Origin of the sequence: Kluyvera ascorbata (genome assembly GCF_023195735.1) — a bacterium.
GTDB lineage: Bacteria > Pseudomonadota > Gammaproteobacteria > Enterobacterales > Enterobacteriaceae > Kluyvera > Kluyvera ascorbata.
In genome coordinates this window covers 2,481,369-2,505,814 of record NZ_CP096201.1, presented here as the reverse complement: position 1 = coordinate 2,505,814, position 24,446 = coordinate 2,481,369, and the positions used below count along the sequence as shown (strand labels likewise).

22 protein-coding genes and 1 riboswitch are annotated in these 24,446 nt (G+C 57.8%); of the genes, 9 read left to right on the top strand and 13 right to left on the bottom strand.

The genetic code is table 11. The features are described from left to right. Positions 1-105: 105 nt before the first annotated feature. From MY052_RS11815 to MY052_RS11785, 7 genes are all read left to right on the top strand, one after another. Positions 106-687, top strand: a complete 582-nt coding sequence (locus tag MY052_RS11815) for a TetR family transcriptional regulator (protein ID WP_035897575.1) — start codon at positions 106-108, stop codon at positions 685-687. Positions 688-863: 176 nt separating this feature from the next. Continuing rightward, positions 864-2,249: a NarK family nitrate/nitrite MFS transporter gene (locus MY052_RS11810; protein ID WP_248538881.1), complete on the top strand. Its 1,386-nt coding sequence runs from the start codon at positions 864-866 to the stop codon at positions 2,247-2,249. A gap of 61 nt (positions 2,250-2,310) precedes the next feature. Next, the gene (locus MY052_RS11805) at positions 2,311-6,051 is read left to right on the top strand and encodes a nitrate reductase subunit alpha (protein WP_248538880.1); all 3,741 of its coding nucleotides are present in this window, start codon (positions 2,311-2,313) and stop codon (positions 6,049-6,051) included. Next, complete coding sequence (gene narH, locus MY052_RS11800) at positions 6,048-7,574, top strand: nitrate reductase subunit beta (protein WP_202218024.1); 1,527 nt, start codon at positions 6,048-6,050, stop codon at positions 7,572-7,574. Before MY052_RS11805 ends, narH begins: the two co-directional genes overlap by 4 nt. Further along, positions 7,574-8,269 (top strand): nitrate reductase molybdenum cofactor assembly chaperone, encoded by a 696-nt coding sequence (narW, locus tag MY052_RS11795; protein ID WP_035897317.1) that lies wholly within the window; start codon positions 7,574-7,576, stop codon positions 8,267-8,269. Before narH ends, narW begins: the two co-directional genes overlap by 1 nt. Then, positions 8,266-8,946: a respiratory nitrate reductase subunit gamma gene (narI, locus tag MY052_RS11790; protein WP_035897318.1), complete on the top strand. Its 681-nt coding sequence runs from the start codon at positions 8,266-8,268 to the stop codon at positions 8,944-8,946. The genes narW and narI overlap by 4 nt, the downstream gene beginning before the upstream one ends. Before the next feature lie 194 nt (positions 8,947-9,140). After that, a riboswitch (M-box (ykoK) riboswitch) is annotated at positions 9,141-9,324 on the top strand. A gap of 54 nt (positions 9,325-9,378) precedes the next feature. Beyond that, the gene (locus MY052_RS11785; protein ID WP_248538879.1) at positions 9,379-10,392 is read left to right on the top strand and encodes a magnesium transporter; all 1,014 of its coding nucleotides are present in this window, start codon (positions 9,379-9,381) and stop codon (positions 10,390-10,392) included. Positions 10,393-10,439: 47 nt separating this feature from the next. Here MY052_RS11785 and MY052_RS11780 read toward each other — a convergent pair whose 3' ends face one another. The 5 genes from MY052_RS11780 to MY052_RS11760 form a co-directional block, all read right to left on the bottom strand. After that, positions 10,440-11,228 carry an MBL fold metallo-hydrolase gene (locus MY052_RS11780; protein ID WP_248538933.1) on the bottom strand — a complete coding sequence of 263 codons (789 nt, stop codon included), beginning with the start codon at positions 11,226-11,228 and terminating at the stop codon, positions 10,440-10,442. Positions 11,229-11,329: 101 nt separating this feature from the next. After that, positions 11,330-12,175, bottom strand: coding sequence for an N-hydroxyarylamine O-acetyltransferase (gene nhoA / locus MY052_RS11775; RefSeq protein WP_248538878.1), 846 nt, complete (start codon positions 12,173-12,175; stop codon positions 11,330-11,332). Positions 12,176-12,253: 78 nt separating this feature from the next. After that, positions 12,254-13,906: an ABC transporter permease gene (locus MY052_RS11770; protein WP_248538877.1), complete on the bottom strand. Its 1,653-nt coding sequence runs from the start codon at positions 13,904-13,906 to the stop codon at positions 12,254-12,256. Positions 13,907-14,004: 98 nt separating this feature from the next. Then, positions 14,005-14,964, bottom strand: coding sequence for an ABC transporter substrate-binding protein (locus MY052_RS11765; RefSeq protein ID WP_035897398.1), 960 nt, complete (start codon positions 14,962-14,964; stop codon positions 14,005-14,007). After that, positions 14,961-15,662: an ABC transporter ATP-binding protein gene (locus MY052_RS11760; protein ID WP_248538876.1), complete on the bottom strand. Its 702-nt coding sequence runs from the start codon at positions 15,660-15,662 to the stop codon at positions 14,961-14,963. The genes MY052_RS11765 and MY052_RS11760 overlap by 4 nt, the downstream gene beginning before the upstream one ends. Positions 15,663-15,874: 212 nt before the next feature. On the opposite strand from MY052_RS11760, the gene MY052_RS11755 reads away from it, so the two are divergent. Continuing rightward, positions 15,875-16,456: a flavin reductase family protein gene (locus tag MY052_RS11755; protein WP_248538875.1), complete on the top strand. Its 582-nt coding sequence runs from the start codon at positions 15,875-15,877 to the stop codon at positions 16,454-16,456. A gap of 93 nt (positions 16,457-16,549) precedes the next feature. On the opposite strand, the gene pptA is transcribed toward MY052_RS11755, so the two are convergent. Next, positions 16,550-16,777 carry a tautomerase PptA gene (pptA, locus tag MY052_RS11750; protein ID WP_248538874.1) on the bottom strand — a complete coding sequence of 76 codons (228 nt, stop codon included), beginning with the start codon at positions 16,775-16,777 and terminating at the stop codon, positions 16,550-16,552. A 71-nt stretch (positions 16,778-16,848) separates the two neighbouring features. After that, positions 16,849-17,403 carry an AAA family ATPase gene (locus MY052_RS11745; RefSeq protein WP_202218018.1) on the bottom strand — a complete coding sequence of 185 codons (555 nt, stop codon included), beginning with the start codon at positions 17,401-17,403 and terminating at the stop codon, positions 16,849-16,851. Positions 17,404-17,505: 102 nt separating this feature from the next. Here MY052_RS11745 and MY052_RS11740 point away from each other — a divergent pair, with 102 nt between their 5' ends. Continuing rightward, a complete protein-coding gene (locus MY052_RS11740) occupies positions 17,506-18,399 on the top strand; it encodes a LysR family transcriptional regulator (RefSeq protein WP_248538873.1) in 894 nt (297 codons plus the stop codon). On the opposite strand, the gene paaY is transcribed toward MY052_RS11740, so the two are convergent. From paaY to MY052_RS11710, 6 genes are all read right to left on the bottom strand, one after another. Then, entirely contained in the window at positions 18,392-18,988 is a 597-nt protein-coding gene (gene paaY / locus MY052_RS11735) for a phenylacetic acid degradation protein PaaY (protein WP_248538872.1), read from the bottom strand. The genes MY052_RS11740 and paaY overlap by 8 nt on opposite strands. 11 nt (positions 18,989-18,999) lie before the next feature. After that, a complete protein-coding gene (gene paaX, locus MY052_RS11730; RefSeq protein WP_185064500.1) occupies positions 19,000-19,926 on the bottom strand; it encodes a phenylacetic acid degradation operon negative regulatory protein PaaX in 927 nt (308 codons plus the stop codon). A 134-nt stretch (positions 19,927-20,060) separates the two neighbouring features. Beyond that, entirely contained in the window at positions 20,061-21,377 is a 1,317-nt protein-coding gene (gene paaK / locus MY052_RS11725) for a phenylacetate--CoA ligase PaaK (RefSeq protein WP_035897384.1), read from the bottom strand. A gap of 28 nt (positions 21,378-21,405) precedes the next feature. Beyond that, positions 21,406-22,611, bottom strand: a complete 1,206-nt coding sequence (gene pcaF, locus MY052_RS11720; protein ID WP_248538871.1) for a 3-oxoadipyl-CoA thiolase — start codon at positions 22,609-22,611, stop codon at positions 21,406-21,408. Then, entirely contained in the window at positions 22,611-23,033 is a 423-nt protein-coding gene (paaI, locus tag MY052_RS11715) for a hydroxyphenylacetyl-CoA thioesterase PaaI (protein ID WP_035897858.1), read from the bottom strand. The genes pcaF and paaI overlap by 1 nt, the downstream gene beginning before the upstream one ends. Continuing rightward, entirely contained in the window at positions 23,026-24,444 is a 1,419-nt protein-coding gene (locus MY052_RS11710) for a 3-hydroxyacyl-CoA dehydrogenase (protein WP_248538870.1), read from the bottom strand. The genes paaI and MY052_RS11710 overlap by 8 nt, the downstream gene beginning before the upstream one ends. Positions 24,445-24,446 lie beyond the last annotated feature (2 nt).

Genomic DNA, 24,446 nt, shown 5'->3' with positions numbered 1-24,446 from the left:
CGTTAATTTGTTGGACGCATGTCCAGGAAAAGGATCCTGCCGGATTGTTGAACGCATGTCCAATTGTTTGTTATTCTCATCTAAACCCTACTTAAACGAAGAAAAATGAACTATTTAAATCGAGAAGAACGGCGCGAAGCGATCCTCAAAACCGCCATGCAGGTGGCGCTAAGCGGGGGTTTTAATGCCATGACCGTGCGCAACATTGCCAGCGTCGCCGGCGTATCCAGCGGCCAGGTACATCACCACTTCACCTCAATTGGTGAACTCAAATCCCTCGCCTTCGTCAGGCTGATCCGTGAAATGCTCGATATGCCTCTGGTGGCGGACGATGCGAGCTGGCATGACCGCCTCTTTTCTATGCTTGGCAGTGACGATGGCCGACTTGAACCCTATATACGCTTGTGGCGTGAAGCGCAGCTGCTGGCAGACAGCGATAGTGAAATAAAAGGGGCCTACCTGCTCACGATGGATATGTGGCATAAGGAAACCGTATCACTCATTTTGCGGGGAACAGAAGCGAATGAATTCAGGCCAATAGATAGCGCGGAAAACATTGCGTGGCGATTAATTGCATTAGTGTGTGGACTAGACGGAATTTATGCACTAGGGATGGCAGAAATAAGTGACGAAATTTTCACTCGCTATATACAACATTATATTACGCTAGAGCTCAAGCCCACTTAATTTACATTTAGTAACAATTAACAACGTTTTATTCACAGCGCGTTTTCTTACAACGCGTTTTTTTTATCTATTCTTCAACGATAAAGAGATAAAACGGCCTGACAATAATACCCCTCCTCACCTACCTCGCTGTTTTTCCTTTGTTTCTTTTTTATGACGCGTTCCTCGAGGATTATATGGCAAGCAATGAGAAAGAGAATTATTACCTTCTAAAAGAATGGAAACCTGAAAATCCTGGCTTCTGGGAAAATAAAGGAAAATCAATTGCGAGGCGAAATCTGTGGATTTCCGTAGCCTGTTTATTACTCGCCTTCTGCGTCTGGATGTTATTTAGTGCAGTTGCGGTCAATCTTAATAAAGTCGGATTTAATTTCACCACCGACCAACTCTTTTTATTAACAGCACTACCTTCACTTTCCGGTGCAATATTACGTGTCCCCTACTCCTTTATGGTACCCATATTGGGCGGGCGCAAATGGACGGTGGTAAGTACGGTGATCCTGGTGGTACCGTGCATCTGGTTAGGCATTGCCATTCAGAACACCGCTACCCCCTACTGGGTATTTATTATCATCGCACTGCTATGTGGTTTTGCTGGTGCTAACTTTGCTTCCAGCATGGGCAACATCAGTTTCTTCTTCCCGAAAGCGAAACAAGGCAGCGCACTCGGCATCAACGGCGGCCTGGGCAACCTTGGCGTCAGCGTGATGCAGATGGTGGCGCCAGCGGTGATCTTCCTGCCCATCTTCACCTTTATCGGCATTCACGGCGTACCGCAGGAAGATGGTTCCATTCTCTCGCTGGCGAATGCTGCCGTTATCTGGGTACCGCTGCTAATTATCGCGACTATCGCGGCCTGGGTGGGGATGAATGATATTGCCAGCTCCAAAGCCTCCGTGCGTGACCAACTTCCGGTACTGAAGCGCCCGCATATGTGGCTGTTGAGCCTGCTCTATCTGGCGACCTTCGGATCCTTTATCGGTTTTTCAGCGGGCTTCGCGATGCTGGCAAAAACCCAGTTCCCGGACGTTAACATCCTCAAACTCGCCTTCTTCGGGCCGTTTATCGGCGCGCTGGCGCGCTCATTTGGCGGTGTGATTTCGGACAGACTGGGCGGCGTGAAGGTGACGCTGGTGAACTTCGTACTGATGGCGGTATTCACCGGCCTGCTGTTCCTGACCTTACCGGGCAGCGGCTCCGGCAGCTTCCTCGCCTTCTACGTCGTATTTATGGGCCTGTTCCTCACCGCCGGGCTCGGCAGCGGCTCCACCTTCCAGATGATCGCGGTGATTTTCCGTCAAATCACTATCGACAGCGTTAAAAAACGCGGCGGTACGGATGAACAGGCCCAGCACGAGGCGGTAACCGATACCGCCGCCGCGCTGGGTTTTATCTCCGCTATCGGCGCAGTCGGCGGTTTCTTCATTCCGAAAGCCTTCGGCACCTCTTTAGCCATGACCGGTTCACCGGTCGGCGCCATGAAAGTGTTCTTTGTCTTCTACGTCGTGTGCGTACTGGTGACATGGCTCGTCTACGGCCGCCGCAAACCGACGTCAAAATAAACATAACTATGTGAGCAGTGTAACCACGGGGGAGCAAAACCCCCCGTCAGGAGGAGCAAGTATGAGCAAGCTACTGGATCGCTTTCGCTACTTTAAGCAGAAAGGCGAGACCTTTGCCAACGGTCACGGACAGGTCTATGACAACAACCGCGACTGGGAAGACAGCTATCGTCAGCGCTGGCAATTCGACAAAATCGTTCGCTCCACGCATGGGGTGAACTGTACGGGCTCATGCAGTTGGAAAATCTATGTTAAAAACGGGCTGGTCACCTGGGAAACTCAACAGACCGACTATCCCCGCACCCGCCCTGACCTGCCAAACCATGAGCCTCGCGGCTGCCCGCGCGGCGCCAGCTACTCCTGGTATCTCTATAGCGCCAACCGCCTCAAATACCCGCTGGCGCGCAAAAAGCTGATTGAGCTGTGGCGCGAAGCCCTCGCCGCGCACCCGGACCCAATGGTGGCCTGGGACAGCATCATGAAAGACCCGGAAAAAACCCGCAGCTACAAGCAAGCGCGCGGTAAAGGCGGCTTTGTGCGTTCCTCGTGGAAAGAGCTTAATCAGCTGATTGCCGCCGCCAACGTCTGGACAATTAAAAAGTACGGCCCCGACCGCGTGGCGGGCTTTTCACCTATTCCGGCGATGTCGATGGTCTCCTACGCCGCCGGTACCCGCTATCTCTCCTTGATTGGCGGCACCTGCTTAAGTTTTTACGATTGGTACTGCGACTTACCGCCAGCGTCGCCGATGACCTGGGGCGAGCAGACCGACGTGCCGGAATCCGCCGACTGGTACAACTCTAGCTATATCATCGCCTGGGGTTCTAACGTGCCGCAGACCCGTACCCCGGACGCCCACTTCTTTACCGAGGTGCGCTACAAAGGCACCAAGACCGTTGCCATCACCCCAGACTTCTCTGAAGTCGCCAAGCTCAGCGACCAATGGCTGGCACCGAAACAGGGTACCGACAGCGCACTGGCTATGGCGATGGGTCACGTGATCCTCAAAGCGTTCCACCTCGATAACCCGAGCGAATATTTCATCAACTACTGCCGCCGCTACACCGACATGCCGATGCTGGTGATGCTCGACAGCCGCGACGACGGTTCGTATACCGCAGGTCGCCTGCTGCGCGCCTCTGACCTGGTCGATGGGCTCGGCGAAGCCAATAACCCGGAATGGAAAACCGTTGCCTATAGCCTCGACGGCGAACTGGTGGTACCTAACGGCTCGATAGGCTTCCGCTGGGGGGAAAAAGGCAAATGGAACCTTGAATCGCTGGCCTCGGGCAAAGAGACAGAGCTTGCGCTCTCATTGCTGGATAACCGCGATACCGTGGCTGGCGTGGCGTTCCCCTACTTTGGCGGCAACGAAAACCCGCACTTTCGCAGCGTCAAACAAGACCCGATTCTGGTACGCAAGCTGCCGGCAAAACAGCTGACCTTCGCCGATGGCAGCAGCCGTCTGGTCGTAAGCGTCTATGACCTGGTGCTCGCTAACTACGGCCTCGATCGCGGCCTGGACGATGACCTGGCGGCGAAAAGCTTCGATGAGGTGAAAGCCTATACCCCGGCCTGGGGCGAGCAGATAACGGGCGTATCACGCCACAACATCGAAAAGATTGCCCTTGAGTTCGCCGACACCGCGCACAAAACGCACGGTCGTTCGATGATCATCCTCGGTGCCGGGGTCAACCACTGGTACCACATGGACATGAACTACCGTGGGATGATCAACATGCTGGTGTTCTGCGGCTGCGTCGGTCAAAGCGGCGGCGGCTGGGCGCACTACGTGGGCCAGGAGAAGCTGCGTCCGCAAACCGGCTGGCTGCCGCTGGCCTTTGCGCTGGACTGGAACCGTCCGCCGCGCCAGATGAACAGCACCTCCTACTTCTACAACCACGCCAGCCAATGGCGCTATGAGAAGCTGACCGCGCAAGAACTACTCTCACCGCTGGCCGACCCGAAAAAGTACACCGGGCATCTGATAGATTTTAACGTCCGCGCCGAGCGTATGGGCTGGCTGCCGTCCGCACCGCAGTTGAACCTCAACCCGCTGACCGTGAAGGCCAAAGCGGAAGCGGCAGGCATGACGCCGCAGGAGTACACCGTTCAGGCGCTGAAGTCTGGCGATATTCGTTTTGCCAGCGAACAGCCGGATAACGGCGCGAACCATCCGCGTAACCTGTTTATCTGGCGCTCCAACCTGCTGGGCTCCTCCGGTAAAGGCCACGAGTACATGCTGAAGTATCTGCTCGGTGCCGACAGCGGGATTCAGGGCGAGGATTTGGGTTCGACCGACGACGTAAAACCGGAAGAAGTGGAGTGGCAGACCGCCGCCATCGAGGGCAAACTCGACCTGCTGGTCACGCTTGATTTCCGTATGTCCAGTACCTGCCTGTTCTCCGATATCGTCCTGCCGACCGCCACCTGGTACGAAAAAGACGATATGAACACCTCGGATATGCACCCGTTCATTCACCCGCTTTCCGCGGCGGTGGATCCGGCGTGGGAGTCCAAAAGCGACTGGGAAATCTACAAAGGCATCGCCAAAGCGTTCTCGGAAATCTGTCAGGGTCACCTCGGCGTAGAAACCGACGTGGTGCTGCAACCGTTACAGCACGACTCCCCGGCGGAGCTGGCGCAGCCGTTTGCCATTCAGGACTGGCGCAAAGGCGAATGTGACCTGATCCCAGGCAAAACCGCGCCAAACATTGTCGCCGTTGAACGCGACTACCCGGCCACCTACGAGCGCTTTACCTCGCTCGGCCCATTGATGGACAAACTCGGCAACGGCGGCAAAGGCATCGGTTGGAAAACCCAGACCGAGATCGACTTCCTCGGTAAGCTCAACTACGTCAAGCTCGACGGCCCGGCAAAAGGCCGCCCATGCATTGAAACGGCGATTGATGCCGCCGAAGTGATCCTCACCTTAGCCCCGGAAACCAACGGGCAGGTTGCGGTGAAAGCCTGGCAAGCGCTAGGCGAATTTACCGGCCTCAACCACACCCATCTGGCGACCAACAAAGAAGACGAGAAAATTCGCTTCCGCGATATTCAGGCGCAGCCGCGCAAAATCATCTCCAGCCCGACCTGGTCCGGCCTTGAAGATGAGCACGTCTCCTATAACGCGGGCTACACCAACGTGCACGAGCTGATCCCGTGGCGCACCGTGTCGGGCCGCCAGTCGCTGTATCAGGATCACCCGTGGATGCGCGATTTCGGCGAAAGCCTGGTGGCCTATCGCCCGCCAATCGACACCCGCAGCGTCAGCCACATGAAGGAAATTCCGCCAAACGGCTTCCCGGAAAAAGCGCTGAACTTCCTGACGCCGCACCAGAAATGGGGCATTCACTCCACCTATAGCGAAAACCTGCTGATGTTAACGCTGTCGCGCGGCGGGCCGATCGTCTGGCTGAGCGAAACCGATGCCAAAGAGCTAGGTATCGCCGATAACGACTGGATTGAAGCGTTCAACGCCAACGGTGCGCTCACCGCCCGCGCGGTAGTCAGCCAGCGCGTGCCGCCGGGCATGACCATGATGTACCACGCTCAGGAACGCATCATGAACATTCCAGGCTCTGAGGTCACCGGACGACGCGGAGGGATTCACAACTCGGTCACTCGCATCTGCCCGAAACCCACCCATATGATTGGCGGCTATGCGCAGCTTGCCTATAGCTTCAACTACTACGGAACGGTCGGTTCGAACCGTGATGAGTTCATTATGATTCGCAAAATGAAAAACATTAATTGGCTGGATGATGAAGGCAATGACCAGGTTCAGGAGGCGGCAAAATGAAGATACGCTCACAGGTTGGGATGGTTTTAAACCTTGATAAATGCATTGGCTGCCACACCTGCTCCGTGACCTGTAAAAACGTCTGGAGCAGCCGCGAAGGGATGGAATACGCGTGGTTTAACAACGTCGAGACCAAACCGGGCATCGGCTTCCCGAAAGACTGGGAAAACCAGGAGAAATGGCAAGGCGGCTGGGTGCGCGGTATCAGCGGAAAACTGACCCCGCGCATGGGCGGCCGTCTGGGCGTGCTGTCGAAAATCTTCGCCAACCCGCTTATCCCTGGCATCGACGATTACTACGAACCTTTCACCTACGACTACCAGCACCTGCACAATGCGCCGGAAGGCAAAAACCTGCCCACCGCCCGCCCGCGCTCGCTGATTAGCGGCCAGCGGATGAACAAAATTGAATGGGGCCCGAACTGGGAAGAGTTGCTCGGCGGCGAATTTGAAAAACGCGCCCATGACCAGAACTTCGCGGCGATGCAAAAAGAGATGTACGGCCAGTTCGAAAACACTTTCATGATGTACCTGCCGCGCCTGTGCGAACACTGCCTGAACCCAAGCTGTGTCGCCACCTGCCCGAGCGGCGCGATTTACAAGCGTGAAGAAGACGGCATCGTGCTGATTGACCAGGACAAGTGCCGCGGCTGGCGTATGTGTATCACCGGTTGCCCGTACAAAAAAATCTACTTCAACTGGAAAAGCGGCAAATCCGAAAAATGCATTTTCTGCTACCCGCGTATTGAATCCGGCCAGCCAACCGTCTGTTCGGAAACCTGCGTGGGGCGAATTCGCTATCTCGGCGTGCTGCTGTATGACGCTGACCGTATCGAAGAAGCAGCCAGCACCGAACACGAGACCGATCTCTACGAGCGTCAGTGCGATGTGTTCCTCGACCCGCACGACCCTGCGGTGATTGAAGAAGCATTGAAACAGGGCATCACCCAGAACACGCTCGACGCCGCACAACGTTCACCGGTGTACAAAATGGCGATGGACTGGAAGCTAGCTCTGCCGCTGCATCCGGAATACCGCACGCTGCCGATGGTGTGGTACGTACCGCCGCTGTCACCGATTCAGTCCGTTGCCGATGCCGGTGGTCTGCCAAAAACCGACAGCATTCTGCCGGCGGTGGAAAGCCTGCGTATTCCGGTACAGTACCTGGCGAATATGCTCAGCGCGGGCGACACTGGCCCGGTACTGCGCGCGCTGAAACGCATGATGGCAATGCGTCACTACAAACGCTCTCAGACCGTTGAAGGCGTCACCGACACCCGCGCGATTGAAGAAGTGGGCTTAAGCGTGGAACAGGTTGAAGAGATGTACCGCTACCTGGCAATTGCCAACTACGAAGACCGTTTCGTTATTCCAACCAGCCACCGTGAAATGGCGGAAGATGCCTTCCCGGAAAGCAAGGGCTGCGGCTTCACCTTCGGCGACGGTTGTCACGGGTCGGACACCAAGTTCAACCTGTTTAACAGCCATCGTATAGACGCCATCAATATCGGGGAGAAAAACTAATGCGAGTCCTGAAAATAATCGGGCTGCTGCTGGAGTACCCCGATGAGCTCAGCTGGGACAACAAGGATGAGCTATTTGCGTTAATCGACAGCGATGCCCCGGCGCTGCGCCCGTTCCTGGAACAGCATCTGGCGGCCTCGCTGCTCGATAAGCAGGCCGAATGGTGCGAGATTTTCGAGCGCGGGCGCGCAACGTCACTCATGCTGTTTGAGCACGTCCATGCGGAATCCCGCGATCGTGGTCAAGCGATGGTTGAGCTCATGTCGCAGTATGAACAGGCCGGTTTGCAGCTCGACTGCCGCGAGCTGCCTGACCATCTGCCGCTCTATCTCGAGTATCTCAGCATTCTGCCACAGGCTCAGGCGCAGGAAGGCCTGCAAAACGTCGCGCCAATTCTGGCGCTGATTGGCGGTCGGCTGAAACAGCGTCAGGCACCGTGGTATCAGCTGTTCGATACCCTGCTGTCATTGGCGAAAACATCATTATCAAGTGACAGTGTCACAAAACAGGTGGCGGGCGAAGCGCGAGATGATACCCGTCAGGCGCTGGACGCAGTCTGGGAAGAGGAACAGGTGAAGTTTATCGAAGATAACGCCACCGCCTGTGACAGTTCCCCGCTGCAAAGTTATCAACGACGCTTTAGCCAGGACGTGGCGCCACAGTACGTGGACGTCCGTGCGGGAGGCCCGAAATGATACAGTACCTCAACGTCTTTTTTTACGACATCTACCCTTACCTCTGCGGCACGGTGTTCCTGCTGGGCAGTTGGTTGCGCTACGACTATGGTCAGTACACCTGGCGCGCCTCCTCCAGCCAGATGCTCGATAAGCGCGGGATGGTGATTTGGTCCAACCTGTTCCACGTCGGTATTCTGGGGATCTTCTTCGGCCACTTCTTCGGCATGTTGACGCCGCACTGGGTATATGAATCCTGGCTGCCGCTGTCGCAGAAACAGCTGATGGCGATGATTCTCGGCGGTGCCTGTGGGGTAATGACGCTGGTCGGCGGCGCGGGTCTGCTGATTCGTCGTCTGTTCAACCCGCGCATTCGCGCAACCTCATCGACGGCGGATATTCTGATCCTCAGTATTTTGCTGATCCAGTGCTGCCTCGGCCTGACCACCATTCCGTTCTCCGCGCAGCACCCTGACGGCAGCGAGATGCTGAAGCTGGTGGACTGGGCGCAGGCGGTGGTCACTTTCCACGGCGGCGCATCGGCGCACCTGGACGGCGTGGCCTGGATTTACCGCGTGCATCTGGTGCTCGGCATGACCATCTTCCTGCTGTTCCCGTTCACCCGCCTGGTACACGTCTGGAGCGCGCCGGTGGAATACCTGACTCGCCGTTATCAGGTCGTACGCTCACGCCGATAACCGTTTTAATCCCTGTAGCCCGGCTGAGCATCGCGACGCCGGGTTTTTTACGCCACAAACAAAATACTAAACCTAATCTCAACCACTTTATCTTTCACCACCACAATGAATAATAACGCGCTATATTACGCTCGTTGAATTTACCAGCGTGTCTGAAATCACGCGGGAAATATAAATTCACTCAGCATCGTAATTAATAATCTTGTTATGGCGAGGCTCCTGAATAAACATAAGTTATCGCCCTGGTGGTATCGAGAGAGACCATCACAGGGAAATACAGGCATCCATCGAATCAAGGTGTTGCCAAGATAACTTCTGACGGCTCAAGGTCGTACAGATACGTTGTTCAGTGCTAAAACCGGGACGTAGGGATTTTTCTCAGCATTTCCAGTTTTGATCGCCCTATATAGAATTTCTATAGGGAACATTTTGATGTCTTATATTCATGCCACTGCGCCGCACTACCCAACTGCCCCGGCTACGGGCGATATTATCTCAAGCTACATGTCGAAAACATTTATTTCGTTGCCGGAACCTCTCAGCGTAAAAGAAGCGCGCGAGATGTTCCTGCGACAATTAAATGACGATCATTTCCCCTGCGCCGTATTCGTGGTTTCCGGCGACAACCTGCGTGGAATATTATCCACTCGCGCGCTGTTACAAGCGTCCGACGATAATCAGCCGGTCGCGCAGCTGATGACCACCACCCTATTCCACGTCGGTCCGGACGATACCCGCGACGTGGCCGCAGAGCTTATCGAAAAGCACCGCCTGACGCTGCTACCGGTGATTGAAAACGGCAAGCTTATCGGCTGCCTCAATGAAAAAGAGATTGATAAGCTGTTAGCCGATGAAATCACCGAAGATGCGCAGCTTCAGGGGGCGACGTTGCCGCTGGAAAAACCGTATCTGGAGATTAGCCCGGTTACGCTGTGGAAAAAACGCGCCGTCTGGCTGCTGCTGCTGTTTATCGCGGAAGCGTACACCAGTACCGTGATTCAGCACTTTGAAGAGGCGCTGGAGTCCGCCATCGCGCTGGCCTTCTTTATCCCGCTGCTGATTGGCACCGGGGGCAACAGCGGTACGCAAATCACCTCGACGCTGGTGCGCGCCATGGCGCTTGGCGAAGTGGGCTTAAGGGATCTGGGGCGAATTCTGCGTAAAGAGATGTCGACGGCGATGCTTGTCGCCATCACGCTCGGCGCAGCAGGCTGTCTGCGAGCATGGATCATGGGCATTGGCCCGGAAATCACCTTTATCGTCAGCCTGACGCTGGTGTGCGTTACCATCTGGAGCGCGATCGTCTCCTCGGTGATCCCGCTGGTCATTAAACGCGTCGGCATCGACCCGGCGGTGGTTTCCGCGCCGTTTATCGCCACGCTGATTGACGGCACCGGGCTGATTATTTACTTCAAAATCGCTCAGCATTTCTTAGGGTTAAGCTAGCGCGAAGCCTCTCATTCCGTAGCCCGGCCAAGCGAAGCGACGTCGGGCTACAGGGTGAAGGTGTCGCCGGTTGCCGGGGAGATAACCTCCGGCAGCCACAGTTTTCCCCACGCGCCGGTGCAGTGGCAGCCCATGATTTTATCGGGGTTAAGCTGCTGTAAAAATTGCCTGACCTGCCAGAGCGTGCGCGGTGAAGCACTGCGCAGATGAAAACCGCCGATAATCGCGTGAACCTTGTCGATGCCGGTAATCTGCTGGCAGTGCCGCACGATGTTGATAATCCCGCGATGCCCGCAGCCGGTAATAATGACCAGCCCGCGTTCGGACAGATAAATCAACACCCCCTCATCAATCACGTAATCCGTTTGGTAGCCGGTCACACCGTAGGCTTTGGGGCTATCAACGGCTATTTCGCCTGACCAGATAAAACGGTCACTAATGTGCAGCGGCGCGCGGGTGCACTCCATACGATGGCGAGCGTAATCAATCTCCAGCGACAGCTTTTTGATTTTATGGCTGCGCCCCGCCACGTTCAGCGTGGCATAGCGCTCGTTGCCGATGGTCGGATGGCAAATAATGCGGCTGTTATCCGGCAGCCAGGGTACGCCGCCGCAATGGTCGTAATGACCGTGTGAAAGCACCGTCGCCGTGAGGTTATCCAGCGAAATCCCCATTCGCTCGGCATTGTGCCGGAAACTGTCATCAGGGCCGGTATCGAAAAGAATCGAGGTGGTTTCATCCTCAAGCTGCAGGCTTAATCCCGCTTTGGCTCGGAGTCCGCTATCGGCACCGCGAGCCAGGTGGTTTTCAAGCAATATATGAATCGTTAATGCCATCATCTCATCCCTGAACATTTCGTAGCCCGGCAAAGCGAAGCGCCGCCGGGGCATCTCGGTGTCAAACCCCGGCGTCAGCTACGCCTCGGCCGGGCTACGGGTTATTTTCCGGCTTCGGGGTGGGTGTCGAATGCCGCCATAATGGCTTCCAGTTCGCTGACGCTAAAGCCATATTTCGGGTCGGTCACACCAAGCCCGAAGCGGATTTGCAGCGCCTCGTACAGCGCGGGCACGTCCGGGAAATCAATCTTCTCGACCACGTGATTGTTATCCCAGTGGGTAAAGTGGAAGTTGGTCAGCGTCATTTTGCCGCCGTCCGGCAGGTGACGACACATCAGCAGATGGTGGCGGAAATGCGACTGCGGCCAGTGCGCCGACCAGAAGTTGCCCATCACGTAATCTGACGCATACTGACGACCTAAATCGAAGTGATACATCGACTGCCAGTGATCGTGGTGGCTGAACTGTAAAATCCATTCCTGATTTTCATACAGCAGACGATAGTCGCCGTGCGGCGTCGTCTGGGTAATATCCGCCAGCAGCTTGATTGGCGCGGTCAGCGTCTGCCCGCCAAAGCCTACGTCAGCAATCCAGCGCTCGCCGTCAACGTCCACCAGCAGCAGGCGGTGGGTTCGTGGCGGCATCTGCGGCGGATGCGATAGCACCACGCGGCCCAGCAGGCTGCGCACGTGGAAACCCAGTTCGCGCAGTACGCGCTCAAACAGACCGTTTTGTTCAAAACAGTAGCCGCCACGACGTGCGTGAACCAGCTTGTCTTCCAGTGATTGATCGTCGAGGTGCATCTCGCGCGGTAACAGCACGTCAAGGTTCTCGAACGGAATGGCGCTGTTGTGGTGGATATGCAGACTGCGCAGCGTCTCAATGGATACGTCAGGGGTTCCCGTCCAACCGAGACGAGCAAAATAGGCGCTTAAGAAAGGGGTCATCAATGCCTCCAGCGTTGGTGTCCGTTCTTTATAACCTATTTTGCCCGGTCTACTGACCGATTTGTGCGATCGGTTAACCTACCGTGTACTTCGTTGCATTAACCCCAGCGCGGTCAGCATTAACCCCAGCCCGACGAACAGCGTCAGGCTCGCCATCGCCATCCCCTGACCGACCGACCCCTGCTCGAACTGCCGCCATATAAACACCGCTACGGTCTGCGTCCCCGCCGGTGCCAGCAGCAGAGAAGTCACCAGTTCACGGGAAGCAACGGCAAACACCATCAGCATCGCCGCCAGCAGCGCCGGAAACACCAGCGGCAGGACAATCAGCCGTAGCGCCTGCCACGGCGACGCACCGTGCACCCGCGCCGCGGGCTCCAGATTATTCCCCAACTGACGCAGGGCGCTGCCGACATAGCGTACCGGCCACGGCAGTAGCAGACAGCAATAAGAGAGCAGCAGCATAAACCACGTATTGTAAGGTGAGACCGGCCAGAACGGCTGATTCCACAGTAGAATCAGCCCAACGCCCACCACCACTCCCGGCAGCGCGGCAGGCATCAGCGACAGGGCATCGATCAGTGCGCTGCCTTTGATTTTTTGTACCAGCACCAGCCAGGCCGCCACCAGCCCGAGCAGGCCGACAATCAGTGCAGAGGCTAGCGCCAGCGATAAACTGGTACCCAGCGCCGACAGCGCATCGCCCTGCTGCGCGAACAGCGCGCTAAAGTGCTTCAACGTAAAGTTGCCCATGTTCAATCCGCCGGAAAGCGTCCCCATCAGGCTGGTTGCGACCATCGACGCGCCGGGAAGCAGTACCGCCAGGCCACCAACACCGCCCATCACCAGCAGCGCAGGTAGCGTCATCACTCCGAGCGACGCCCCGCTGTTCTCCCCGGGTTTTCCGGTGACGCTGGTGACCTCCGTCGTTCCCGTCAGCCGTTTTTGTAACCACCAGGCGAGCAGCGCCACGGTAATCAGCAGTACCGACAGCAGCGACGCACCGGTGAGATCGATAGGCCAGTCCGCGAGCTTTTTCTCAATGCCTACGGTGAGCATCACCACGCCCGCCCGCGAGCCCAGCGCCGCAGGCACCCCGTACTCTTCAATCGCCAGAGTAAAGGCCAGCAGCATCCCCGCCGCCAGCGCCGGGGAAAGCATCGGCAGCGTGACGTGCCAGAATGCCCGCCAGGCGCTCGCCCCGTGAACCCGTGCAACAATTGCCAGCCGCTGCCCGCTCGCCAGCAGGCTGCGGGAGACGGCAAAATAGACCACCGGGAAGATATTCAGGGTCATCACCAGCACGATCCCCGTGCGGCTAAACAGTAGATCGTTCAGATCCCAACCGGTCAACTGCTGCAGGTAACCGTTATGCTGCAACACCAGCATCCATGACAGCGCAGCGATATACGGTGGCGTGAGGAACGGAATTAAGAACAGCAGATCCCACAGTTTCGGCAGCGGCAGGTTAAACAGCCCGCGCAGCACGCCGAGCGGCAGGCCGACAATCACGCTCATCAACGCCACGCCGCAGGCAATCCATAGGGTTCCACCGAGCATCGGCATCAGCTGCGGATCGCTCAGTAAAGCCGTAATCCCACTAAATGGCTGATGCAGCGAACCTGCGCTAAGTTGCGGGAAAATAGCCTGCAACAGAATGAAAAAGAGCGGTAATGCCACCAGCGCCACCAGAGCGATGAGGGTGACGAAAGAGAGGGATTTTTGTTTCACCCGAGGTTCCAGATTGTAGCCCGGCCAAGCGAAGCGCCGCCGGGGTTGTACACAATGCTAAATCCCGGCGTCGCTTTGCTCGGCCGGGCGACGGAAATTTACTGCCCGAACAACGTATTGAACCGAGCCAGAACGGCGCTGCGCTCGCTGCTACCATCGCTGGCGGTTGGCAGCACTTTCAGGTCGTTCAGCAACGGGCGTTTCGCCGACACATCGCTGCGAGCCGGCATCAGCCACGCTTCGGCCACCATTGCCTGCCCCTCCGGCGACAGCACGTAGTCGACAAAGGCTTTCGCCTCATCCGCATGTTGTGTGGATTTGAGGATCATCATCGGGCGCGGCGCAATCACCGTACCGCTTGCCGGGAAAATCACCTTCAGCGATTCGCCCTGATCGATATTACCGTAGGAGACATAGTCCACCGCGCCAAATACCGCCGCTTTCGCCCCCTGCATCACCGGCGTAACCGCCTGCGCGTTCGGCCCGCTCACCACCATGCCGTTCTTTTTCAGTTCATCAAACAGCGCCCAGGCTTTATCACCCATGCCATTTTGTAACCCGATCAGCAAATCGAGTGAGGCACCAGAAAGCGCCGGGTCCGGCGTGGTGACTTTGTCTTTAAACGCCGCTTCGGTCAGGTCGCGCCACTCTTTCGGCTCCGGAGTACCGCTTTTGGTGTTCCAGACAATACCCAGTGCCGAAATACCCTGCGCCACATAGTCGGTAGATTTCAGCGCCGCCGGAACCTTATCGGCATTCCCGCTCTGATATGGCAGCAACCAGCCGCGGCCGTGCAAGTCTTCAGCGGTGTCCCACGAGGCAGAAATCAGCACGTCCGCCTGCGGGTTAGCCTGCTCGGCTTCCAGACGGGCCATCACCTTGCCGGTGGTGGCCTGGAAGATATTCACCTTCACGCCGGTTTTCTTTTCATAGCCGCTGGCCAGATTTTTTGCCAGAGAACCTGGGCCTGCGGTGTATACGGTCAGCGCATGGGCGCTGGAAATCATCGAAGCAGATAACATCATCGCGAGCGCAACGCCTTTTTTAACGGATTTCATACAAGTTCCCTTGAGGTAGAAGCAACGGTGCGAACAGCAGCAATGCTGCCCGCAGAAAGGTGCACAATTCGGTCGGCCAGCAGTTCGGCCTCGCGGCGGTCGTGGGTGACGTACACGGCGGTGATGCCGAGCTGGCGCAGCAGTCGGCTCATCTCCAGACATAACGATTCACGCAGTTCGCTATCGAGGTTGGAAAGCGGCTCATCAAACAGCAGTACCCGTGGTTCGGCGACGATCGCCCTTGCCAGCGCCACGCGCTGCTGCTGCCCGCCGGAGAGCCCGGAAGGCTTACGTTCGCCGAAACCGGAAAGCCCGACCATCGCCAGCGCGTCATTAACCCGGCGCGTCCGCTCATCACGGGCCACGCCGCGCATTCGCAGCGGAAAAGCGACGTTTTCAGCGGCAGTCATATGCGGCCACAGCGCATAGTCCTGGAAAACCATGCCGATATCGCGCTGTTCGGGCGGCAGCCCCCAGCCGGGTCTGGCAATAAGACGGTCGCCGAAATGAATTTCACCTTCAGCGGGAACGGTAAGTCCTGCCAGCAGGCGCAGTAACGTGCTTTTGCCGCAGCCGGAAGGCCCAAGCAATGCCACGATGCTGCCCGCATCGATCTGCAGGTTGATGTGATTAAGAACGGTGGCGGCACCGAAAGCGAAAGAAACGCCGTCGAGCCGAATGCCAGTTAGCGCGCGCATTTTCGCCCTCCCCGATGGGAAAGCAATGCTTCACCCGCGGTCGAAATCCGACGGGCCGCGCTCACCTGCATGAAGATCAGGGGAGCCAACATATTGTTATCCTCTTTGGGACTTAGTGCTGGCGACTATAGGCAGGTGATATGACGTATTGATTACGCTTTTATTGCGATTTAGTGTGTGGTTAACCCCATCCCATTATTCAGGAAATCCTTATGAGCCGTTTTCGCCCCGTTGAACTTCACCACGCCAGCCGCCTGCTCAATCACGGCCCGACCATCCTCATTACCAGCTTTGACGTCGAGTCAAAACGACGCAACGTGATGGCCGCGGCCTGGTCAATGCCAGTGGAGTTCGAGCCGCCGCGCATCGCTATCGTGGTCGATAAGAGCGCCTGGTCGCGGGAGATTATTGAGCGCAACGGCACGTTCGGCATCGTGGTACCAGGCGTCGCCGCCGCCAGTTGGACGTATGCCGTTGGCAGCGTCAGCGGACGCGAAGAGGATAAATTCAACGCCTACGGTATTCCGGTGGTGAAAGGCCCGGTGCTGGGGCTGCCGGTAATTGAAGAGAAATGTCTGGCGTGGATGGAGTGCCGACTGCTGCCCGCCACGGCCGCCGCCGGGCAATACGACACGCTGTTTGGCGAAGTGGTTTCCGCCGCGGCGGATGAGCAGGCATTTGTCGCCGGACGCTGGCATTTCGACGACGATAAGCGCAATACGCTGCATCATCTCGGCGCAGGAACGTTCGTCGCGAGCGGAAAACAAATCCGCGCCAACACTCCTTCAGAGTAGCCAGCAAGGGTAGCCCGGCCAAACGAAGCACCACCGGGAATGGCTCCGAGCCTCCCCGGAGTCGGCTAGCGCCTCGTCCGGGCTACGAAAGGCTTACATGCTGTAGCCGGGTTTTTTAATCAGCTCATCCATATGTGGGGCAATCTCGGTGTCCCACACCTGCTGCCAGTCGCTCTGCTGTACCTGATTCAGGGCAACGCTAACGGCGCCCTCTTTGCTATTCAGATGGCGAATTAATACTTCGGTGATGTCCGCTGCCAGCGCGGTTTTTTGCTCGTCGCTCAGGTCACGGGGAAAACATTTGATATCAACGTGTGGCATCTGCAGGGCTCCTTATGGTTAGAGCCATAAAGCTACCATAGCCTGGCGTAAACCACTGCCTTTTCGTGCGCTTAAGCGGTAGATTGCCGCGCTTTTTCGGCCATCAACTGCGTGATAAACGCTTCGGTTTCACGCTGATTGCGCAGCCGCACAAAGCGGATATGCTGCCAGGCAGGATCGGCCATATCCCGCAGATAACGCGCGCGGTTTGGCCGCCAGGTTTTCAGCGTCCAGAGGATAATGGAGTCACGGCTGAAGAAGGAACGCCGGAAGCTCTCCCGGTTACCGGTGCCAGGCCACAATTCCTGTTGTCGCCACGCCCGGCTTGCGGCACGCCAGACCGCCTGGCGGAAGGTGCGCCAGAAGCTGTAATCCACCCACACCACCAGATCCACGTCGCGCCATTTTACCGGGCGACTGCGATTGTAATTACCGTCAAGTACCCAACCGGGCGCAGCGGTTGCCTGCGTCAGCGCGGCAAAGAGTTCCTCATCGGTTACGCCCTGCCAGTCTGGCCGCCAGTAAAGCGTATCCATTTCGATATAGGGCACAGAAAACAGCGCCGCCAGACGCTTTGCCAGCGTAGACTTCCCCACGCCGCTGGTGCCTACCACATTGATTTTCATTGGCCTCTCACTCACGTTCCCGGGTTGCATATCGCGCGACGAACATTAAACTAAAAAAATCCCTCTGGAGCTATGAACCAGATTCATTAATGGCCACATCCCATGCTTAAAGACAACATCAACGACCTCATCTCTTTTATGGTCGTGGCGCGCGAGCGCAGTTTTACCCGCGCGGCGGCGCAGCTTGGCGTGTCGCAGTCGGCGCTGAGCCACGCGATGCGCAATCTGGAAAGCCGTCTCGACGTGCGCCTGCTAACGCGCACCACCCGCAACGTCTCCCCGACCGAGGCGGGCGAAAAGCTGTATCAGCGGCTTACCCCGCACCTGCAGGAAATTGAACAGGAAATTTCTGCGCTGCGCGATACGCGCGATCGCCCGGCGGGCAACATTCGCCTCACCGTCGGCGAGCATGCGATGAATACCGTCATCTGGCCGCTGATTAAGCCTTTTATGGTGCAGTACCCGGAAATCAATATTGAGGTAACGGTCGATAACGGCCTGACGGATATTGTCGATGCGCGTTTAGACGCCGGTGTGCGTTTAGGGGAACAGGTGGCGCGCGATATGATTGCGGTGCGGATTGGCCCGGATATGCGGATGGTCGTCGTTGGTTCGCCGGAGTACCTTGCCCGCTATGGCGTTCCGCAAACGCCGCACGATTTAGCGCAACACCGCTGTATTAATATGCGCCTGCCGACGCGCGGCGGATTGTATGCCTGGGAGTTTGAACAAAACGGCGAGCCTCTGCGCGTGCGCGTTGAGGGGCAACTGATCCTAAACTGCCTGCCGCAGCGTATTGAAGCCGCAGAAGCCGGTTTGGGGCTGGCCTATGTTCCTGAGGACACCGTCCTGGATAGCGTAGCCGCCGGGCGCTTACAGTGCGTGCTTGACGACTGGTGCGCGCCGTTTCCCGGTTATTATCTTTATTACCCCAGCCGCCGCCAGCACACCACCGCGTTTGCGTTGTTGGTGGAGGCGTTGCGCTACCCTAAATAGCGGATTTCGGCCGCAGGTTTTCGTCAAACTCCAGACGCTTACGGCCCGGCTCTTCTTCGGTTAACGGTTCGACGGCAACCAGCGTCTTCTGGCATCGTTCGACCAGCACCTGATACTCGCGCGTGCCCTGTTTCTTCCACTCAAGCTCCTGCTCGGTTAAGCTGCGAATCGCCTTCGCCGGGCTGCCGATAATCAGGTGATTGGCGGGCATTTCCGCCCGCGCTTTGACAAAAGCGCACGCGCCAACGATGCTGTTCTCACCGATGGTCGCACCGTCGATAATCACCGCGCTCATGCCGACCAACGCATTACGACCAATCACACAGCCGTGCAAAATAGCGCCGTGGCCGATATGCCCGTCCTCTTCCACCACCGTGTCCTGCCCGGGGAAACCGTGCATGACGCAGTTATCCTGGATATTCGCACCATCTTTGACGACGATACGCCCAAAATCGCCGCGCAGGCTAGCGTTGGGGCCAACGTAAACCCCTTTGCCAAGGATCACATCGCCAATCAGTACGGCGGTCGGATGAACGTAGCTTTCCACTGGAACAACCGGGGTCATCCCGTCAATCTGGTAAATCGGCATGGCTTCTCCTGTTACGCTTCGGGTAATCCCCCAAAACGCTGGTAATAGAGCGGCCCCGGCGCGGGCAGTTCGCCCACCGAGCTTTCGCCTTTTTCACTGACGAAAGCCTGCGCCCCTGGGGCAACGCGTTGATAGATGTTGATACAGAGCTGGCGCGCGGTCTGGCCCAGCCAGTGGGCGGGCAGCAACTCTTCTGGCAGTAGCGGATCCTTCAGCACCACGCGGCGATAGAAGTGAATCAGCAGCAGGCGAATCTGGAAGCAGCGTTCCGGCGTTAGCTCATCGTGCTCGGCATCGCGTAACAGCGGCAGCAGCGGACGGAACAGCGTAATAAACGCCTCATACATGGCGTTCTGTTCAGTCAGATGCCAGCACTCTTCGACTCGCTCACGCAGCGCGGCGCGGGAGAGCGCCAGCGGCGAATGGGCTTCGAAGAAGATAACGTTTTCCGCTACGCCCGCTTCGTGCAGCAGCGACTGGACGTCCGCCAGCTTTTGCGATGGCGAAGCCAGAAGGCTTGGCGCAAGTACGCCAAACCCCTGCCAGATCAGCTGTTTTTTCACTTCGGCAAGGGTATTTTTTTCCAGCCCTTCGGAGAGCAGCAGCAGCCAGGTACCGTCCCATTCCGGTGCGCTGGCGCGATAAATTTTGCTTTCGGCGCGACGCGTCAGGCGCAGCCCTTTATCGCTCAGGCGATAGAAACTGCGGCGGCCGATGCGAACAACGTCCAGCCACTCTTCTTTGTTGAGGCGAAACAGCGCGGTACGCACAAAACGTTCACCAAAGCCCAGCCCTTCCAGCAGCGCCGCCACGCTGCCAAGCCAGACTTCTCCACCGCGCTGAGATAAACAGTCACCGTACAGTGAGGCAATCAGCGAGGTGCCGCTGATCGGCATCGCGGTCACCGCCTGCTGAATAAAGCTATCGAGTTTTTCCATATGATTCATAGTGTTGTTGTTTTTGTCCTTTTTGAATCATAGCACAGGAATTTGTAGCCCGGCCGAACGAAGTGACGCCGGGAGTAGTTCGGTGCAAAAACCCGGCGTCGCTTCGCTCGGCCGGGCTACATTGCTTAGCCGTTGGCGGCGGCTTTACGCAGGTCAAACACGCGGCAGGCCTTGCCTTCGGAGCGTGGAATGCTGCCGCAGTTAACGATGCTGACATCCGTTGAAATGCCCACCATCGACTTAATGCGATGACGCAGATGGTGGCAAATCTGGCAGCGCTGCTCGTGGCTCAGCACGAGGCTACTCTCTTTCAGCTCAACGCGAATCGAAAGTGAATCAAGATGCCCACGACGATCGACTTCCAGCTGGTAGTGCGGCGCCAGATGTTCAATTTTGAGGATCTCTTCTTCCACCTGCGATGGGAAAACGTTCACGCCGCGAATAATCAGCATGTCATCGCTGCGGCCACTGATGCGATCCATCCGGCGCATGGTGCGGGCGGTGCCCGGCAACAGACGCGTCAGGTCGCGGGTGCGGTAGCGAATGACCGGCAGCGCTTCTTTGGTGAGCGTGGTGAACAGCAGTTCGCCGTGCTCGCCGTCGGCCAGCGGCGTACCGTCTTCCGGGTTGACCACTTCCGGGAAGAAATGATCTTCCCAGATGGTTGGGCCGTCGGCGGTTTCAATACACTCCATCGCCACGCCCGGCCCCATGACTTCGGACAGGCCATAGATATCCAACGCGGTAATACCGAGGCGACGTTCAATCTCCGCCTTCATGCCGGTGGTCCACGGCTCGGCGCCGAAGACGCCGGTACGCAGCGAACAGCCGCGCGCGTCGCCGCCCATCTGGCGTTCCAGTTCTTCAATCAGGTTCAGGCAGTAAGATGGCGTGACCATGATCATGTCGGGCTTAAAATCACGGATCAGCTGCGCCTGTTTCTCGGTCTGGCCGCCGGACATCGGGATCACCGTCGCCCCTAAACGCTCGGCACCGTAGTGCGCGCCCAGGCCGCCGGTGAACAGGCCGTAGCCGTAGGCCACGTGAATTTTATCCTTCGCCGAACCGCCAGCAGCGCGCAGCGAACGGGCGACGATGTTCGCCCAGGTATCGATATCATTTTGCGTATAGCCCACGACGGTCGGCTTGCCGGTAGTACCGGACGACGCATGGATACGCACCACCTGCTCCATCGGCACCGCGAAGGTATCGAACGGATAGTTATCACGCAGATCCTGTTTGGTGGTGCACGGGAATTTACTCAGGTCACTCAGCTCACGGAAATCATCCGGGTGAACCCCCGCCGCATCAAACTTACGGCGGTACATCGGCACATTTTCGTAGGCGTGTTTCAGCGTCCACTTCAGGCGTTCGGTTTGCAGAGCCTGTAACTCGTCACGCGATGCGGTTTCAATCGGATCTAATTTTGTTGTAGTTGTCATGTTGTAGGGTACTCGCAGGTCAATTAGCTCACACTCGCTCGAGGATCATGGCAATGCCCTGACCCACGCCAATACACATCGTACACAGCGCATAGCGTCCATTGCGTCGTTCCAGCTCCAGCGTCGCTGCCAGCGCCAGCCGCGCGCCGCTCATGCCTAACGGGTGGCCTAAGGCGATGGCGCCACCGTTGGGATTCACATGCGCTGCGTCGTCCGCCAGTCCAAGCTGTCTGAGCACGCCCAGCGCCTGGGCGGCAAAGGCTTCATTCAGCTCAATCACGTCCATATCGTTAATATTCAGCCCGGCGCGCTCCAGCACTTTACGCACCGCCGGAACCGGCCCCAGCCCCATGTACTTCGGTTCAACGCCCGCAGTCGCCATGGCGACGATGCGCGCACGTGGCGTTAAGCCCTGCGCGGCGGCCTGCTGCTGGCTTGCAATAATCAGCGCCGCCGCACCGTCGTTGACGCCGGAAGCGTTGCCCGCCGTCACCACGCCGCCCTTACGGAACGGGGTTTTCAGCGAGGCCAGTTGCTCCAACGTGGTTTCCGCGCGCGGATGCTCATCTTCACGCACCGCGCTGACCGCGCCTTTCTTACCGATAATCTGCACCGGCACAATTTCCTGCGCCAGAATGCCGTCGCGCTGCGCTTTGGCGGTACGCTGCTGGCTGCGGTACGCAAAGGCATCCTGATCGGCACGGCTGATATTTAACAATTCCGCTACATTCTCTGCCGTTTCCGGCATGCTGTCAGTACCAAATTGTTGCTGCATGAGCGGGTTCACAAAACGCCAGCCGATGGTGGTATCAAACATTTCAGCCTGACGCTGGTAAGGCGTGGTCGCCTTGCCCATCACGAACGGCGCGCGGGACATGGACTCCACGCCACCGGCAATCATCAGGTCCGCATCGCCCGCTTTTATGGCCCGCGCGGCAAAGCCAATCGCGTCGAGACCGGAGCCGCACAGGCGGTTAATGGTGGTACCAGACACGCCGTACGGATAACCCGCCAGCAGCGTCGCCATATGCGCGACGTTACGGTTATCTTCCCCGGCCTGGTTAGCGCAGCCGAAAATCACGTCGTCGATACAGGTTGGGTCTAACGTCGGGTTACGGCTCAGCAGCTCGCGCAGCGGAATCGCCGCCAGATCGTCGGCGCGAACCCCGGCTAGCCCGCCCGCGTAGCGGCCAATCGGGGTACGAATACCGTCACAAATAAACGCATCACGCATTAGACTTCTCCTGTAATAGTGCCGCCGATGCGGTGCGATTTGCCGCGAAACAGCGCCACGGTTTTTTGCTGTTGATTCACAATTTCAATGTCATACACGCCGGTCAGTTTGCCCTGCTGTTTCACCCGCGCGGTGGCGGTGAGCAGGTCGCCGGTGAAGGCCGGGCGCAGAAAATCGATGCTCGCCGCCGAGGCGACCGCCGCCAGCCCCTGGCTGTTGCAGGCGTAGGCAAACGCGGTATCCGCCAGCGAAAACAGCTGACCGCCGTGGCAGGTCTGGTGACCGTTGAGCATTTTTGGCGTGACCACCATCGTCATCTGCGCAAAACCCTGGTCCATTTCGATAAGCTCAATCCCCAGCTCACGAGCGCAGGTGTCCTTCTCGTACATGGCGCGGGCATTGCGCCAGGCTTCATTACTCATGACGCATCTCCATCAGCGCTTTCTGGCGCAGCAGCGCACTTGGGCGATAGCGTTCTTCGCCGTAATGCTGTTGTAGATTCTCCAGCAGACGCAGCACGCGTCCCCAGCCCAGCGATTCTCCCCAGGCCAGTGGCCCACGTGGGTAGTTCACCCCTAAGCGCATCGCGGTATCGATATCGTCCGCGTTAGCGACGCCTTTTTGCACCGCATCCAGCGCTTCGTTCGCCAGCATCGCTACCGTGCGCCACACCAGAAGCCCCGGGTAGTCGGCAATACGCAGCACGTTTTTGCCCTGCTGCTGGAAGTAGTACACCGCTTTGTCGGTGGCTGAATCCGGATTGGTTGAAGCGCTTGCCAGCACGACGGTATTTCCCGCCGCATGGTCATACACCACCACCGGGCGCTGGTGCTGCACGCTTAAGGCCAGCGCCGTTTCACCGGTGGTTTCCAGCAGCAGTACATCGTCCAATTCGGTGACAACGTCACTTTTAACGGTGTTCGCCGCGCGGTCAGCAGAAACGGCAGCCAGCGCCAGTTCAGGCTGATTTTCTACAGGCCAGCGGTAGACACCGTGCCCGCTCTTCATGCCCAGACGCCCCGCCAGCGCCAGCTCCTGTTGCAGCAGCGACGGCAGAAAACGGCGGTCCTGCCAGAAGGCGTTAAACACCGAACAGGTCACGGCAAAGTTCACGTCCTGGCCGATAAGGTCGGTCAGCGCCAGCGGCCCCATCGGGAAACCGCCGCCGTCGCGCAGCGCCGCGTCAATCACTTCCGCGGATGCCACCTGCTCTTCCAGCGCGCGCCAGGCTTCGGCGTAGAACGGGCGTGCCACGCGGTTGACGATAAAGCCCGGCGTGGAACGGCAGCGTACCGGCTGTTTGCCCCAGGCGCTCACGCACTGACAAAGCTGCTCAACCACTTCCGTTGAGGTGGCAAGACCGCTCACCACTTCCACCAGTTTCATTACCGGTGCAGGGTTAAAGAAGTGCAGCCCCGCCACGCGTTCCGGATGCTTGATGCCCGCCGCAATGGCGGTAATCGAGATGGACGAGGTGTTGCTGGTCAGCAGCGCCGACGGCGAGCAAATCTCTGCCAGTTCGCTGAACAGCGCTTTTTTAATCTCAAGACGTTCGGAGGCGGCCTCAATAACTAACTGCGCATCGGCTAGCTGCGTTAATTCGGTTGCTGGCGTAATGCGCGCCAACAGCGCCTGCGCTTGCCCGGCGCTGACTTTGCCGCGGCTAACGCGGGCGTTCAGACGCTGGGCAATGCCGTCGATGGCGCGAGTAATCGCCTCGGCGGAAATGTCATACAGCAGCACCGAGTGCCCGGCGCTGGCCGCTACTTCGACAATCCCGGCGCCCATGGTGCCGCCGCCAATCACGGCGACGGTGTGAAGAGTCTGACTCATGG

Excerpts from the sequence above, each read along its gene's own strand:
- MY052_RS11745 (WP_202218018.1), bottom strand. The coding sequence starts at position 17,403 with ATGAAAATCAATGTGGTAGGCACCAGCGGCGTGGGGAAGTCTACGCTG.
- paaK (WP_035897384.1), bottom strand. The coding sequence starts at position 21,377 with ATGACAACTACAACAAAATTAGATCCGATTGAAACCGCATCGCGTGAC.
- MY052_RS11810 (WP_248538881.1), top strand. The coding sequence starts at position 864 with ATGGCAAGCAATGAGAAAGAGAATTATTACCTTCTAAAAGAATGGAAA.
- MY052_RS11815 (WP_035897575.1), top strand. The coding sequence starts at position 106 with ATGAACTATTTAAATCGAGAAGAACGGCGCGAAGCGATCCTCAAAACC.
- narH (WP_202218024.1), top strand. The coding sequence starts at position 6,048 with ATGAAGATACGCTCACAGGTTGGGATGGTTTTAAACCTTGATAAATGC.
- paaY (WP_248538872.1), bottom strand. The coding sequence starts at position 18,988 with ATGCCGATTTACCAGATTGACGGGATGACCCCGGTTGTTCCAGTGGAA.
- paaX (WP_185064500.1), bottom strand. The coding sequence starts at position 19,926 with ATGGAAAAACTCGATAGCTTTATTCAGCAGGCGGTGACCGCGATGCCG.
- MY052_RS11755 (WP_248538875.1), top strand. The coding sequence starts at position 15,875 with ATGAGCCGTTTTCGCCCCGTTGAACTTCACCACGCCAGCCGCCTGCTC.
- pptA (WP_248538874.1), bottom strand. The coding sequence starts at position 16,777 with ATGCCACACGTTGATATCAAATGTTTTCCCCGTGACCTGAGCGACGAG.
- MY052_RS11710 (WP_248538870.1), bottom strand. The coding sequence starts at position 24,444 with ATGAGTCAGACTCTTCACACCGTCGCCGTGATTGGCGGCGGCACCATG.
- narW (WP_035897317.1), top strand. The coding sequence starts at position 7,574 with ATGCGAGTCCTGAAAATAATCGGGCTGCTGCTGGAGTACCCCGATGAG.
- MY052_RS11765 (WP_035897398.1), bottom strand. The coding sequence starts at position 14,964 with ATGAAATCCGTTAAAAAAGGCGTTGCGCTCGCGATGATGTTATCTGCT.
- MY052_RS11785 (WP_248538879.1), top strand. The coding sequence starts at position 9,379 with ATGTCTTATATTCATGCCACTGCGCCGCACTACCCAACTGCCCCGGCT.
- MY052_RS11805 (WP_248538880.1), top strand. The coding sequence starts at position 2,311 with ATGAGCAAGCTACTGGATCGCTTTCGCTACTTTAAGCAGAAAGGCGAG.
- MY052_RS11780 (WP_248538933.1), bottom strand. The coding sequence starts at position 11,228 with ATGGCATTAACGATTCATATATTGCTTGAAAACCACCTGGCTCGCGGT.
- MY052_RS11740 (WP_248538873.1), top strand. The coding sequence starts at position 17,506 with ATGCTTAAAGACAACATCAACGACCTCATCTCTTTTATGGTCGTGGCG.
- pcaF (WP_248538871.1), bottom strand. The coding sequence starts at position 22,611 with ATGCGTGATGCGTTTATTTGTGACGGTATTCGTACCCCGATTGGCCGC.
- narI (WP_035897318.1), top strand. The coding sequence starts at position 8,266 with ATGATACAGTACCTCAACGTCTTTTTTTACGACATCTACCCTTACCTC.
- nhoA (WP_248538878.1), bottom strand. The coding sequence starts at position 12,175 with ATGACCCCTTTCTTAAGCGCCTATTTTGCTCGTCTCGGTTGGACGGGA.
- MY052_RS11760 (WP_248538876.1), bottom strand. The coding sequence starts at position 15,662 with ATGCGCGCGCTAACTGGCATTCGGCTCGACGGCGTTTCTTTCGCTTTC.
- paaI (WP_035897858.1), bottom strand. The coding sequence starts at position 23,033 with ATGAGTAATGAAGCCTGGCGCAATGCCCGCGCCATGTACGAGAAGGAC.